The following is a 13,508-nucleotide window of genomic DNA, read 5'->3' on the forward strand; positions in this document are numbered from 1 at the left end:
TTCATCCCGCGCGTTGCGTGCGCTCGCGACGCGCCTATAGAAAGCGCGATGCGCCCGCGCCACCCCCCGCCTCCCCGATTTCCTGAGCTCTGGCTGTTCAGCGACGAGCGGGCGCGGACTGGCCCTGCCGCGCTCGCCGCGCTGTTGCCGCCCGGCAGTGGTATCATATTCCGGCACGACGGGCTGGCGTCCAGGCGGCGCTGGCGCCTGTTCAGGCGGCTGATGCGCACGGCGCGGGCGCGCGGGCTCATCGTCCTGCTTGCAGGATCGCCCGATATGGCGCGGCGCTGGGGTGCCGATGGCGTCCACCTGCGTCAGCGCGACGCCGATCGGGCGCCGCGGGCGCTCAGGCTCGGGCTTCTGGTCACGATGCCGGTCCATGATGTCGCCGAGGCGCGCCGGGCGCGGCGGTCGGGGGCCGACGCCGTCTTCATATCGCCGCTCTATCCCACCCGCTCGCATCCCAAGGGCTCAGCACTCGGCCGGGCGGCCTGGCTGCGGCTGGCGCGCCAGTCGGCGGCGGCACCGATCGCGCTCGGCGGGATGACCGAGGCGCGGGCTCGCCAGCTAAAGCTGGCGAGCGGAAGCGCGCACGGCTGGGCTGCGATCGATGCCTGGGATGAAAAGGCGGCGAAACGCCGGACGCGTCAGAAGCGGAACGCCGTTCCGACATAGACCGCCTGGCTGTCGCGGCGCGAATCGGTGAGCGGTTCGACGCGGTCGTCGCTGCGGTACCGGACGCCGGCGGTGACATCGATATTCTTGGTCAGACGATAGCTGCTGACGACATCGACGGCGGACGCCTCGCCGGGAGCAGTGACGCGATCGGTTGCCCCGCTCGGGTCGCTTGGGCGGTTCACCATACGCGTGGCGAAGCGTGACTTTTTCTCTTCCTGTTCGGGCGCCTTGGCGACCGGCAGGTTGCGGAGATCGGTGCCGCGCGGCAGCGACGGCGTGACGAATTTTTCGAAGCCGACCGACGCGCCCAGATTATATTTGACCGGGGCGATCGCGACCGGCGCGGTGCGGCCCGCCGCCAGCGCCGAAGTGCGCGCGGCGCTCGACGCATCGTCGCGAGCGCGAATCACGACGGTGATCGCGCGATTCTTGCGATCCCGGTCGGTCAGGGCTGGCGTGAAGCTGAAATTGCCGCGCTGCTCGGCCGACATCTTGTTATAGCGCGCGATCAGCCTTTCGTCGCCCGACGCCGGAGTGAACTGGCCCAGCAGCGTTTCCGAAAGCGCGGTGTCACGAATTCGGTCGGCGTTCGACATCGCGGCGAGGGCCGGCGGCAGCGCAAGCGAAGCCACCGCCAAAGCGGTGAGACCTGCTTTCCAAAAATGTCGCGACGTCCGCGCCATTGCTCTGCGACTCCAACCCCAATCGACTCGTCAAATAGGACTGCCGGCCTGATAATACCAGCGAATCCCGCCAAATCTTTGCAACGATTCTGCTTTTTGCCAAAATTGTTGCGCGATCGTCACAGTGCGCTTTGAATCTGACCAGAATCTGAACGGCGGCATGGCCGGAATTGCCGCGCTTGCAGGGTGACGGCAAGGGCGATAGAGACGCTGGCAATTCCGTTATGCGCGGCCGATTTTCTTTTATTCGGGCGGGCTCCAAAAAAGATAAGGTGTTATCGGCATGCCCCAGCTTTCTGCCCTTGCCACGATCGGTCGCCGCCCGGCCACGCTCGCGCTGTTCGGACTTGCGGCGCTCGGCCTTTCGGCGTGCGCGAACAAGGACCGGCCGCGCGCCGACCTCGCCGCCAGCCAGGTGACGACGATCGGCGTGAACAGCTATTTGTGGCGCGCCTCGCTCGACGCGCTGTCGTTCATGCCCTTGCTCCAAGCCGACAGCGCGGGCGGCGTCGTGATCACCGACTGGTACGCGAATCCGTCGAACCCGGGCGAGCGAATGAAGGTCACTGTGTCGATCCTCGACCAGGACCTGCGCGCCGACGCGCTGCGCGTCGCAGCGTCGCGGCAGGTGTCGCAGGGCGGTGCCTGGGTCGACGCGCCGGTGCAGGCGGCCACCGTGCAAAAGCTTGAGGAAATCATCCTCACCCGCGCCCGCGACCTGCGCCGCAGCGCCATCAGGGACTAATCCGGCAGCACGGACGCGTGCCTGCCCATAGATACTAACGGGGTAACCGAAGACATGACCCGCGAAACGCGCTTTGGCGCCCTCGCCGCCGATGCCCGCTGGCAAAAGGCGTGGGAGGCGGCGAACAGCTTTGCCACGACCGACAGCGGCGACAAGCCGAAGGCTTACATCCTCGAGATGTTCCCCTATCCGTCGGGGCGCATCCACATGGGGCATGTCCGCAACTATGCGATGGGCGACGTGCTCGCGCGCTTCAAACGGATGACCGGGCACGATGTGCTCCACCCGATGGGCTGGGACGCGTTCGGCATGCCCGCCGAAAATGCCGCGATGGAAAAGGGCGTGCATCCGGGGGGATGGACGCGCGACAATATCGCGTCGATGCGCGCGCAGCTGAAGCGCCTCGGCCTCGCGATCGACTGGAGTCGCGAACTCGCGACGTGCGAACCCGATTATTACGGGCAGGAGCAGTCGCTGTTCCTCGACCTGTTCGCGCACGGCCTCGTCACGCGCAAGGAAAGCTACGTCAACTGGGACCCCGTCGACATGACTGTGCTCGCGAACGAGCAGGTGATCGACGGCCGCGGCTGGCGCTCGGGCGCGCTCGTCGAGAAGAAGAAATTGTCGCAGTGGTTCCTCAAGATCACCGACTTCGCCGACGAACTGCTCGAAGGGCTCGGCAGCCTCGAAAGCTGGCCCGACAAGGTGCGGCTGATGCAGGAAAACTGGATCGGCAAGTCGCAGGGGCTGGAGTTTTCGTTCAAGCTCGCCGGCGGCGCGCCGGGATTCGACGTCTTCACGACGCGTCCCGACACGCTCTATGGCGCTAGCTTCGCTGCGATTTCGCCCGACCATCCGCTGGCCGAACGCCTCGCAAAGGACTCGCCCGAGCTTGCTGCCTTCATCGAGGAATGCCGCCGTCGGGGCACCGCCGCCGAACAGCTCGATACCGCCGAGAAGATGGGCTTCGACACCGGCATTTCGGTCGAGCATCCGCTCGACCCCGATTGGCATCTGCCGGTCTGGGTCGTGAACTATGTGCTGATGGATTATGGCACGGGCGCTATCTTCGGCTGTCCGGCGCACGACCAGCGCGACCTCGACTTCGCGCATAAATATGAGCTTCCCGTCTATCGCGTGATCGCGGACGGCGACGAGGTCGCGCAGCATTTCACCGGTGACGAGGCCTACACCGGACCCGGCCGCCTCGTGAACAGCCACTTCCTTGACGGGATGACGATCGACGAGGCCAAGGCGGCCGTTATCGCCCGCGCCGAGCATGCGGGCTGGGGCAAGGGCACGACGGTTTGGCGCCTGCGCGACTGGGGTGTCTCGCGCCAGCGCTATTGGGGCACTCCGATCCCCTTCATCCATTGCGCCGCGTGCGGCATGGTGCCGGTGCCGAAGAGCCAGCTCCCGGTCGTGCTCCCCGAGGACGCCGATTTCTCGGTCCCCGGCAATCCGCTCGATCGCCATCCGACCTGGAAGCATGTCGCGTGCCCGACCTGTGGCGGCGAAGCGGTGCGCGAGACAGACACGCTCGACACTTTCGTCGATTCGAGCTGGTATTTCCTGCGCTTCGCGTCAGCGCCGTCGGACAAGCCGTTCGATCCCGACGTCATCCGCCGCTGGCTGCCCGTCGACCAGTATATCGGCGGCATCGAGCATGCGATCCTCCACCTGCTCTATGCGCGCTTCTGGACGCGTGCGCTGAACAAGCTGGGGATGATCGACATCAAGGAACCGTTCTCCAGCCTGTTCACGCAGGGCATGGTGACGCACGAGACCTATCAGGCTTGGAAAGTGGCTAGCGATGGGCCGTTCGCTGACGACAGCGATCCGACAATGAAAACGGAACAAGCCTATTGGGTTGCGCCGGAAGATGTTGAACAGCGACCGGAAGGCTTGTTTGCGCGCGGTACGAATGACCCGATAACCATCGGCCGCGTGACCAAGATGTCGAAGTCGAAGAAGAATGTCGTCGATCCCGATGCCATCCTCGACCAATATGGCGCCGACGCGGCGCGCTGGTTCATGCTGTCCGACAGCCCGCCCGAGCGCGACCTGCCTTGGAGCGAGGCGGGTATCGAAGGCGCGTGGCGCTTCGTCCAGCGCCTGTGGCGCCTGTTCGGCGACACCGAAAATACCGGCGAAGGCGGCGAGGACTTGGGCCTCGCCCGCAAACTGCATCAGGCGATCGCCGGCGTCGCCGCCGATATCGAATCGCTTGGTTTCAACAAGGCGGTGGCGAAGATCCACGCGCTCGCGAACGAGATCGAAAAGGCAAAGCCCTCGGCGACGCGCGCCGAGGCGTGCCGCACGCTCATCTTGCTCGTCGCACCGATGATGCCGCACCTCGCCGAAGAGGCGTGGGCGGCGCTGCCGGCAAGCCAGCGCACCACGCCGATGATCGCCGACGCCGCGTGGCCCGCCGCCGATCCGGCACTGCTCGTCGATGACGAGGTGACAATCGCGATCCAGATGGCGGGTAAGCTCCGCGATACGATGACGATCGCCAAGGGCCTCGACAAGGACGCCACCGAAGCGGCGGCGCTTGCGCGTCCGCGCATCGTCGAGCTGCTCGCGGGAGCCGAACCTAAGAAGGTGATTGTGGTGCCCGACCGTTTGGTGAATATCGTACCCTGATATGCGCGCGCTCCTGACCTCCTCGCTCGTCGCCGCTTCGCTGATGCTCGGCGGGTGCGGGCTGCGTCCGCTTTATGCAAACGGCAGCAAGGGGGCGGTGGCGCAGATACTCGCCGACGTCGATGTCGCGCCGATCGAAGGACATGAAGGCTGGCTCGTCCGCAACGCGCTTCGCGACCGGTTGCAGGCGACGCAGGGCGGCGAGGGCGCGGGCAAGCGCCTCCGCCTCGACGTCCGGCTCGAGGATTCGATCACCGGCTTCGGCGTTCGCGCCGACGATACGGTGACGCGCGAACGCCGGACGCTTCGTGCGCGCTATCAGCTCGTCGATTCGGCATCGGGCGCAGTGCTGCTCGACGCGACCGCCGCGCAGGATGCCGGGATCGACGTCGTCGGCAGCGAATATGCAACAATTGCCGCCGAATCGACCGCGCTCGAACGGCTCGCCTCGGGCGTCGCCGACCAGATCGTCGCGCGCCTTGCGGTCTATGCGAACCGCGGTGGCGGTCAGCCGGGAGCGGTGCTCGCGCCCACCGTATCCGCGCCCGCCGGGCAATGAAGAGCGTCAAGCCCGCCGACCTCGAACGCCAGACGCGCCTCGACCCCGCGGTCCGCTTCACCCTCCTGACCGGCCCCGACGAAGCGACGATGGAAGCCGTCGCGGCGCGCCTCATCGGCCTTGCCGGCAAGGAGGCCGAGCGGCTCGACCTGACCGGATCCCAGCTGTCGCAAGATCCCTCGCTGCTCGCCGCCGAAGCGGCATCGATGTCACTCTTTTCGCCCGCGCGCATCATCAAGCTCGAACTGACCGGTAGTGGCGACGACAGCCTCGCCGCGGTCGAAGCGCTGCTCGCCGCCGAAACCGCGATCAACCCCGTCGTCGCGACGGGCGCCTCGGTCACCGCGAAGTCGAAGCTCGTCAAGCTGGTCGAGGGGTCGGATAATGCCGTCGCGGCGATCTGTTACCAGCCCGACCGACGCGCGCTCATCGGCATCGCGATGGCGGCGGCACAGGAGCAAGGGCTCCGCATCGCCAACAGCGAAGCGCAATTGCTCGTCGACCTTGTTTCGGGCGACCAGGCGTTGATGCGGCGCGAGATCGAAAAGATCGCGCTCTATCTCGACGCCGGCCCCGATCGTCAGCGGCAGGTCACGCCCGCCGACATCGCCGCGCTGGGCGCCGCGACGCACGAAGAGGATGTCAGCGCGTGCATCAACGTCGCGCTCGGCGGCAAGGTGCGCGATCTGCCCGAAATGCTGGCCAAGGCGGCGGCGGTCGGCGTCGCCGAAATCCGCATCATCCGCGCGCTCGCGATCCGGGCGCTGGCACTCGCGCGGCTGCGCGCCGAAGTCGATGGCGGCGCGCATCCGGCGACCGTCGTTTCGGCACGCTCGAGCGGCATTTTCTGGAAGGAACGCGACGCGGTGACGGCGCAGCTTCATATCTGGGATTCGGTGCGCATCGCGCGGCTGATGAGCCGCCTGCTCGACTGCGAACGCTCACTCAAGGCGTCGGGCACCGCAGGCGCAGTCCTGTTCCGCAAGCTAATGACCGATATTGCCCATCAGGCCGCGCGCGCGCGATAGCGGCGCCTGCCTTGCTCCGCGCGAAGAGGCGGCGCGGCGCTCACGCGCCGCACCGCCCCGACAATGGTTCCAGTGGGAACCATCGCCCCCCGCCCGTGCCGAATAGCCGTGGGTCGCAGAAAGCCGACGGCCGGAACGAAGCTCGGAAAATCAATCGTCTATTTCAGGTCCCCGCCAAGCCCCATCCTCTGGCGTCACGTTCGATTCCCCGCGCTCACTCCCCTTCGGAGCAGGCAACGCAACTATGCAGCAGCCGCAGCCCATAAAATTGTAAGAACCCGACAGAGAATAGCTTCCGGACATTGTTTTTTATGCGTTTTGCGCGCTAAAACGAAACAACATGCCGCACCGCGACGCACCCTTCGCCTCGTCCGACCGCACGCGTATCTCGACACGCTTCTTTTCCCTGTCGGAGCCGCTCCGCCCCTATCTCAGCACCATCTATCTGAGCGAGACCGGCGTCGCCGACGGTTCGCGGGTCGAGGATTATCTGCACCCCGAATGGGCGAACCTGCGCTTTATAGACGGCGACCCGCCGCTCGCGGCGATCGGCGACGCGCCAGCGCGTAAGACCCCGCGCTTCATCGTCACCGGCCCGACGAGTCAGGCCACCTATTTTGCCGCGGGCAATATGCGGACCTGGGGTATCGGCGTGCTTCCGATGGGATGGGCCAAATTCATTCCGCTGCCTGCCGACGAATTCGCCGACCGTCTCTGCGACGGCGGCGCGCATCCGGCCTTTGCCCGCTTCGCACCGCTCGCCGAGCGGTTGCGGCAGACCAACGACGTCGATGCCGCAGCGGCGCTGATCGACGCCCATTTCTGCACGCTGCTTGCCGATGCGCCGCCCGACGATCCCGCCGTCCTCGCCGCGCACCGCGCGCTCGTCGATGACGGTCTGTCGAGCGTTGCCGAGCTTTCGGCGAAGCTCGGCCTTTCCGAACGCTCGATCGAGCGATTGAGCCATCGCGCCTTCGGCTTCTCCCCCAAGCTGCTGCTGCGCCGCCAACGCTTTTTGCGCAGCCTCGCGCGCTTCATGCTCGATCCGTCGATGGCGTGGATCGACACGATGGACCATCAATATTATGATCAGGCGCAATTTACCCGCGATTTTCAGCGTTTCATGGGGATGAGCCCCCGCGACTACGCGGCGCGGCCCAAGCCGATATTGGGCGCCGCGGCGTTCGCGCGGGCGGCGGCGGCGGGCGCGGCAGTGCAGGGGCTCCACAAACCCGCCGGATAGGCCGCTTTTCGGCCAACGGACTTGACCCGCGCCGTGCCTTCGGTGCAAGCGGCGGACGACGGACGCGCGGGCAGCCGCCTATCCACGGACTCACGGAAAGATGATACCGGCGGCGGCAGCGCCGCCGGAACAGGACGAATGACGATGAGCGATATCGAAGCCATCCAGGCCCAGCTTCTGGGCGACATCGAAGCAGCGCCTGATGCGGCTGCGATCGAGGCGCTGCGCGTCGCCGCACTCGGCAAGGCGGGCAGCATCACCGCGCTGCTCAAGACATTGGGCGGCATGAGCCCCGAAGAACGGCAGGCGCAGGGGCCGCTGATCCACGCCCTGCGCGAGAGCGTCACCGCCGCGCTCGCCGCGCGCAAGACCATGCTCGACGCGGCGGCGCTCGACGTTAAACTCGCCGCCGAAGCGATCGACATGACGCTTCCCGCCGACGCCGCCCCGCGCGGCAGCGTGCATCCGGTGAGTCAGGTGATGGACGAGCTCGCGGAAATCTTCGCCGACATGGGCTTCGCGGTCGCGACCGGGCCCGAGATCGAGGATGACTGGCGCAACTTCACCGCGCTCAACATTCCCGAAACGCATCCGGCGCGCGCGATGCACGATACCTTCTATTTCCCGCCGCAGATGAACGACGCCGAAGGCCGCGCGATGCTGCTGCGCACGCACACCTCGCCGGTGCAGATCCGCACGATGATGAGCGAGGAACCGCCGATCCGTATCATCGCTCCGGGGCGCGTCTATCGCAGCGACAGCGACGCGACGCACACGCCGATGTTCCATCAGGTCGAAGGCCTCGTGATCGACCGCGGCATTCATATGGGGCACCTCAAATGGACACTCGAGACCTTCCTCAAGGCCTATTTCGAGCGCGATGACATCGTGCTCCGCCTGCGCCCCAGCTATTTCCCCTTCACCGAACCGTCGGCCGAGGTCGATGTCGGTTATAAACAGGAAAAGGGCCGCCGCATCGTCGGCGGCAACGGCGACGATGACGGCCACGCGTGGATGGAATTGCTCGGCAGCGGCATGGTCAACCGCCGCGTCATCGCGAATTGCGGGCTCGACCCCGACGAATGGCAGGGCTTCGCTTTCGGGGTCGGTGTCGATCGGCTCGCGATGCTCAAATATGGCATGGACGATTTGCGCGCCTTCTTCGACGGCGACCTGCGCTGGCTGGCGCACTACGGGTTCGGCGCGCTGAGTGTCCCGACGTTGAGCGGAGGGATTTCAGCATGAAGATCACGCTCGACTGGCTCCGCGACCATCTCGACGGTGAGTTCACCGTCGCCGATGTCGTCGCGACCTTGAACCGCATCGGCCACGAGGTCGAAGGCGTCGAAAACCCCGCCGAGAAGCTCGCGGGTTTCCGTGTCGCCAAGGTGCTGACTGCCGAAAAGCATCCGCAGGCCGACAAGTTGCAGGTGCTGACCGTCGATACCGGCGACGGTGGCGCACCGCTGACGGTCGTCTGCGGCGCGCCCAATGCGCGCGCGGGCCTGATCGGCGTGCTCGGGCTGCCCGGCGCGATCGTCCCCGCGAACGGCATGGAGCTAAAGGTCGCCGCGGTGCGCGGCATCGAGTCGAACGGCATGATGTGCTCGACGCGCGAACTCGAACTCGGCGACGACCATGACGGGATCATCGAGCTGCCCGCCGACGCGCCGGTGGGCACGCCCTTCGCCGACTACAGCGGCGCGGGCGATCCCGTGGTCGATATCTCGATCACCCCGAACCGGCAGGACTGCATGGGCGTGCGCGGGATCGCGCGCGACCTCGCCGCTGCGGGGCTCGGCACGCTGAAGCCGCTCGAGGTCCCGACGATCGCCGGCGAGGGTGCGCCCGCAACCGAAATCCGGACCGACGATGTCGAGGCCTGCCCCGCCTTCTTCGGCCGCACGATCAGCGGCGTCACCAACGGCACGGCACCCGAATGGATGCGCCGCCGGTTGGAAGCCGTCGGCCAGCGCTCGATCTCGGCGCTCGTCGACATCAGCAATTATGTGATGTTCGACCTTGGCCGCCCAAGCCATATCTATGATCGCGCCAAGCTTTCGGGCGCGCTGGTCGCGCGGCGCGCGAAGCAGGGCGAAACCGTCACGGCGCTCAACGGCAAGGAATACACGCTCACCGACACGATGACGGTGATCGCCGACGATCGCGAAGTCCACGATATCGCGGGGATCATGGGCGGCGAGCATAGCGGGTGCAGCGAGACGACGACCGACGTCCTGATCGAGATCGCCTATTTCACCCCCGAACGCATCGCGCTGACGGGCCAGGCGCTCGGCCTTTCGAGCGACGCACGCAGCCGCTTCGAGCGCGGGGTCGACCCCGCGTTCCTCGACGATGCGACCGCGATCGTGACGCAGCATATCCTGACCATCTGCGGTGGCACGCCGTCGGCGGTGACGCGCGCAGGCACCCCGCCCGCCGAGGTGAAGACGGTCGATTATGACCCGGCGCTGTCGGCGACGCTCGGGGGCATCGCGATCGCGCCCGAGCGGCAGAAGGAGATACTTGCGGCGCTTGGTTTCAGCGTGATCGAACAGGGCAGCCGCTGGCAGGTGGCAGTGCCGAGCTGGCGCCGCGATGTCGATGGCGCGCCCGACCTGGTCGAGGAAGTCACGCGTATCACCGGTTTCGATGCGATCGCATCGGTTCCGCTGCCACGCTCCGATGGCGTGGCGAAGCCGACCGCGACCGCCGAACAGCTGATCGAACGCCGCCTGCGCCGCGCGGCGGCCGCCGCGGGCTTCGACGAAGCAGTGACCTGGTCGTTCATCAGTGAAAGCGACGCCGCGCCCTTCGGCGGCGGCATCTGGTCGCTCGCCAACCCGATCAGCGAAGATCTCAAGGTCATGCGCCCGTCGCTGCTCCCCGGCCTGCTCGCCGCAGCGCAGCGCAACCAGAATCGCGGCGCCGACAGCATCCGCCTGTTCGAGATCGGGCGGCGCTACCTCGCCGGTGCCGAGCATCCGACGCTCGCCATGCTGATGGCGGGCGACAAGCGCGCGCGCGGCTGGCAGGCGGGCAAGGCCACGCCGTTCGATGCGTTCGACGCCAAGGCCGCCGCACTGGCGCTGCTCGAAGCCGCGGGCGCGCCCGCCGACCGGCTGCAGGTGATGGAAGGCGTCTCGACCGGCAACATCTGGCATCCCGGCCAATCGGCGACCTTGCGCCTCGGCCCCAAGGCCGTGCTCGCCGAATTCGGCGCGCTCCACCCTGCGTTGACGCGTGCGTTCGATGTCGACGGCCCGGTGATGGCGGTGCAGATCTTCTTCGACGCGATTCCCGCGAAGCGCGCGAGCGGCCCCGCCCGCGCGGCGTTCGCACCGCCCGCGTTGCAATCGGTGCGCCGCGACTTCGCCTTCCTCGCGCCCGCGGGGCTGACCGCCGCCGAACTGGTGCGCGCAATCCGCGGCGCCGACAAGGCGAGCATCGTCGATGCGCGGCTGTTCGACCGCTTCGCCGGGCCGGGCGTGCCCGAGGGTCAGGTGAGCCTGGCGGTCGAGGTCGAACTGCAACCGCAAGAGAAAAGCTTCACCGATGCCGAGCTGAAGGCGATCGCCGACAAGATCGTCGCTGCGGCGGCGAAGGCCGGGGCGACTCTCAGGGGGTGAGGCCGTCCGGCCGACAGGATGGATGAAAGGGAAGGTTTGATATGGACACCCGCCACCTTGTCGATCGCGAGATAGCGCCAATCATCGACCTGTTTCCACGCGTCGATCTGGACGCCGCGCCGATCGCGCAGATTCGCGCACGCGCGGCCGAAACCTATTCGATCCTGCCGCCGCCGGTGATCGCGCCCGAAAAGCTGTTCGTGCCGTCGATCCACGGCGGTCCCGACATCATGATTTTCCTTTATCGCCCTGCCGAAACGCGCCGCGGCGGCGGCGCGATCCTGCACATCCATGGCGGCGGCATGGTGATGGGGTCGGTCGAACAGATGCAGGCGGGACCCGCCGCGCTCGCCGCGGCGGCCGGCGTGCCGGTGGCGTCGGTCGAATATCGGCTTGCCCCCGAGCACCCCTTCCCGGCGCCGCAGGAGGATTGCCATTCGGCGCTGGCATGGCTTGCGGGGCAGGCGGGTGCGCTGGGGTTCGATGCGGACCGCATCGTCGTCGCGGGCGAAAGCGCGGGCGGCGGGCTGGCAGCCGCACTCGCGATCATGGCGCGCGATCTGGGCGGTCCCGCGATTGCCGGCCAGCTGCTCACCTATCCGATGCTCGATCACCGGACGGGCAGCGAAACCTGCCCCTATGCCAACCCGGCGACGGGCGAGTTCATCTGGACGCGCGCGAGCAACCGCTTCGGCTGGCGCGCGCTGCAGGGTGGTTACAAGGCCGACGACGAACGGCGGGGCTGGTTTTCGCCGAGCCTCGCCGAGGACCTGACCGGCTTGCCCTCCGCCTATATCGCGACGGGCAGCCTCGATCTCTTCTTCGACGAGAATCTCGACTATGCCCGGCGGCTCGTTGCGGCGGGGGTGCCGATCGACCTGCACAGCTATGCCGGGGCGATCCATGCGTTCAACGCGATCCCCGACGCGGCGCTGTCGCAGCGTTTCAACGGCGGGCTGCTCGCGGCGGCCGCGGCGATGACGGGGCCGATGGGGGTTGAGGATTGATTGTCGTGTGGGGTTCGGCGGAAGCCGCCATTCCGTCTCTTCGTCATTCCCGCGAAAGCGGGAGCCCAGCGGGCCAGCGTAGCCACTGGGCCCCGGTTTCACGGGAATGACGAGGATGAGGTAGCAACGTCTCCTCACCACCAAATACCACCGACCGCCGCGCGTCGAATCCCTGCTCTATGGCGTCGGCGCGATAGGATACTATATCTCTGGCAACGACGGAGAAACGCGCATGGCCGGGCAAAGCCAGTATCAGCTTTTCGAGACCGCCGCCGGAATCGCGGCGCTCGGCTGGGCGGGCGCGGGTGTCACTGCGCTGCGGCTGCCTGCGCCGACCGCCTCCGAAACCGAGCGCGCGATGTTGCGCCGCCTGCCCGGCGCGGTCCGGGCCGCACCGCCGGTCGGAATCGCGGCGGTCATCGACGCCGCGACCCGCTATTTTGCCGGCGAACGCATCGAATTTTTCACAATAGCCGTCGAGCCGGGCGATCAGCCGCCCTTCTTTGCCCGCGTCTATGATCATGTGCGCACGCTCGGCTGGGGTGAGACGACCACCTATGGCGCCGTTGCGCGCGCGCTCGATGCCGGTCCCGAACATGCCCGCGCGGTCGGGCAGGCGATGGCGGCAAACCCCGTGCCGCTGATCATCCCCTGCCACCGCGTTCTGGCGGCGGGCGGCGCCATCGGCGGGTTCTCTGCGCCGGGCGGCGCGCTATCGAAGGCGCGCATGCTCGAACTCGAAGGCGTGGCGCTTACGCCGGTCCAGCAAGGGTTCGATTTCTAGCGCGCCGGCCGTTCGGCCATTACCTGCGGCATAATTGATCGCATTACCCGAGGCGCTACGCTGGCCTTCGACAAGCAAGGAGGCCCGCATGACCGAAGCATTGAACGACACCGCCCCATCGGTCCGCTGGACGGTCGAGGGTTTCGAATATTTCTGGTCGCGCGGACGCGACCCTCAGATGGTGGCGCCGGTCGTCTGGCCCGAAGTCGTCGGGCGCTGGCCGCGCGCGGCGGAGCCGGTCGCGGGGCGCGAGGCCTATATTGCAGCCATCGCGAATTTCCTGTCAGCGCTGGACGCATTCGAAGTCGAGGTCACCGACCACGCGGTAAGCGGCGACACAGCTTTTGTGCGATGGGTGATCCGCGGGGACTTTCCGGTCGGCCCCAATGAAATGACGGGCGTCGATCGCCTGATCCTGAAGGACGGCTTTGTGGTCGAAAACCACATTCATTCGGACCATCCGATGTTCGACCGCTTGGCCGAAACGAACGCCTTGGGGTGATCGG

At 67.0% G+C, this 13,508-nt stretch carries 12 protein-coding genes; 11 read left to right on the forward strand and 1 reads right to left on the reverse strand.

From position 1 onward, the window contains the following. Positions 1-48 precede the first annotated feature (48 nt). Positions 49-675 (forward strand): thiamine phosphate synthase, encoded by a 627-nt coding sequence (locus E5675_RS20585; protein WP_136176143.1) that lies wholly within the window; start codon positions 49-51, stop codon positions 673-675. On the opposite strand, the gene E5675_RS20590 is transcribed toward E5675_RS20585, so the two are convergent. Continuing rightward, positions 648-1,310: a hypothetical protein gene (locus tag E5675_RS20590; protein WP_247594711.1), complete on the reverse strand. Its 663-nt coding sequence runs from the start codon at positions 1,308-1,310 to the stop codon at positions 648-650. The genes E5675_RS20585 and E5675_RS20590 overlap by 28 nt on opposite strands. A 334-nt stretch (positions 1,311-1,644) precedes the next feature. Between E5675_RS20590 and E5675_RS20595 the strand changes: the two genes are divergently transcribed. The 10 genes from E5675_RS20595 to E5675_RS20640 all read left to right on the forward strand — a co-directional run bounded on the left by E5675_RS20595 (position 1,645) and on the right by E5675_RS20640 (position 13,504). After that, positions 1,645-2,106 (forward strand): DUF3576 domain-containing protein, encoded by a 462-nt coding sequence (locus tag E5675_RS20595; protein ID WP_247594712.1) that lies wholly within the window; start codon positions 1,645-1,647, stop codon positions 2,104-2,106. A 54-nt stretch (positions 2,107-2,160) separates the two neighbouring features. Next, on the forward strand, positions 2,161-4,752 hold the full coding sequence (gene leuS, locus E5675_RS20600; protein ID WP_136176145.1) for a leucine--tRNA ligase: 2,592 nt from the start codon (positions 2,161-2,163) through the stop codon (positions 4,750-4,752). A 1-nt stretch (position 4,753) separates the two neighbouring features. Beyond that, positions 4,754-5,311: an LPS assembly lipoprotein LptE gene (gene lptE / locus E5675_RS20605; protein WP_136176146.1), complete on the forward strand. Its 558-nt coding sequence runs from the start codon at positions 4,754-4,756 to the stop codon at positions 5,309-5,311. Continuing rightward, positions 5,308-6,339 (forward strand): DNA polymerase III subunit delta, encoded by a 1,032-nt coding sequence (holA, locus tag E5675_RS20610; protein ID WP_136176147.1) that lies wholly within the window; start codon positions 5,308-5,310, stop codon positions 6,337-6,339. The genes lptE and holA overlap by 4 nt, the downstream gene beginning before the upstream one ends. Positions 6,340-6,679: 340 nt before the next feature. Continuing rightward, positions 6,680-7,582 carry a helix-turn-helix domain-containing protein gene (locus tag E5675_RS20615; RefSeq protein WP_136176148.1) on the forward strand — a complete coding sequence of 301 codons (903 nt, stop codon included), beginning with the start codon at positions 6,680-6,682 and terminating at the stop codon, positions 7,580-7,582. 144 nt (positions 7,583-7,726) lie between these two features. Beyond that, positions 7,727-8,827, forward strand: coding sequence for a phenylalanine--tRNA ligase subunit alpha (gene pheS, locus E5675_RS20620; RefSeq protein ID WP_136176149.1), 1,101 nt, complete (start codon positions 7,727-7,729; stop codon positions 8,825-8,827). Then, positions 8,824-11,211 (forward strand): phenylalanine--tRNA ligase subunit beta, encoded by a 2,388-nt coding sequence (gene pheT / locus E5675_RS20625; protein WP_136176150.1) that lies wholly within the window; start codon positions 8,824-8,826, stop codon positions 11,209-11,211. Before pheS ends, pheT begins: the two co-directional genes overlap by 4 nt. A gap of 41 nt (positions 11,212-11,252) precedes the next feature. Further along, positions 11,253-12,218, forward strand: a complete 966-nt coding sequence (locus E5675_RS20630; protein WP_136176151.1) for an alpha/beta hydrolase — start codon at positions 11,253-11,255, stop codon at positions 12,216-12,218. Between the two features lie 232 nt (positions 12,219-12,450). Continuing rightward, positions 12,451-13,002 (forward strand): methylated-DNA--[protein]-cysteine S-methyltransferase, encoded by a 552-nt coding sequence (locus E5675_RS20635; protein ID WP_136176152.1) that lies wholly within the window; start codon positions 12,451-12,453, stop codon positions 13,000-13,002. An 88-nt stretch (positions 13,003-13,090) separates the two neighbouring features. Beyond that, positions 13,091-13,504, forward strand: coding sequence for a nuclear transport factor 2 family protein (locus tag E5675_RS20640; protein WP_136176153.1), 414 nt, complete (start codon positions 13,091-13,093; stop codon positions 13,502-13,504). The last annotated feature ends 4 nt before the right edge of the window (positions 13,505-13,508 follow it).

Source organism: Sphingopyxis sp. PAMC25046, assembly GCF_004795895.1.
GTDB lineage: Bacteria > Pseudomonadota > Alphaproteobacteria > Sphingomonadales > Sphingomonadaceae > Sphingopyxis.

Bases quoted from the DNA above. Each gene is read 5' to 3' on its own strand.
- E5675_RS20585 (WP_136176143.1), top strand. From the start codon at position 49: ATGCGCCCGCGCCACCCCCCGCCTCCCCGATTTCCTGAGCTCTGGCTG.
- lptE (WP_136176146.1), top strand. From the start codon at position 4,754: ATGCGCGCGCTCCTGACCTCCTCGCTCGTCGCCGCTTCGCTGATGCTC.
- E5675_RS20640 (WP_136176153.1), top strand. From the start codon at position 13,091: ATGACCGAAGCATTGAACGACACCGCCCCATCGGTCCGCTGGACGGTC.
- pheS (WP_136176149.1), top strand. From the start codon at position 7,727: ATGAGCGATATCGAAGCCATCCAGGCCCAGCTTCTGGGCGACATCGAA.
- E5675_RS20630 (WP_136176151.1), top strand. From the start codon at position 11,253: ATGGACACCCGCCACCTTGTCGATCGCGAGATAGCGCCAATCATCGAC.
- E5675_RS20595 (WP_247594712.1), top strand. From the start codon at position 1,645: ATGCCCCAGCTTTCTGCCCTTGCCACGATCGGTCGCCGCCCGGCCACG.
- E5675_RS20615 (WP_136176148.1), top strand. From the start codon at position 6,680: ATGCCGCACCGCGACGCACCCTTCGCCTCGTCCGACCGCACGCGTATC.
- pheT (WP_136176150.1), top strand. From the start codon at position 8,824: ATGAAGATCACGCTCGACTGGCTCCGCGACCATCTCGACGGTGAGTTC.
- leuS (WP_136176145.1), top strand. From the start codon at position 2,161: ATGACCCGCGAAACGCGCTTTGGCGCCCTCGCCGCCGATGCCCGCTGG.
- E5675_RS20635 (WP_136176152.1), top strand. From the start codon at position 12,451: ATGGCCGGGCAAAGCCAGTATCAGCTTTTCGAGACCGCCGCCGGAATC.
- holA (WP_136176147.1), top strand. From the start codon at position 5,308: ATGAAGAGCGTCAAGCCCGCCGACCTCGAACGCCAGACGCGCCTCGAC.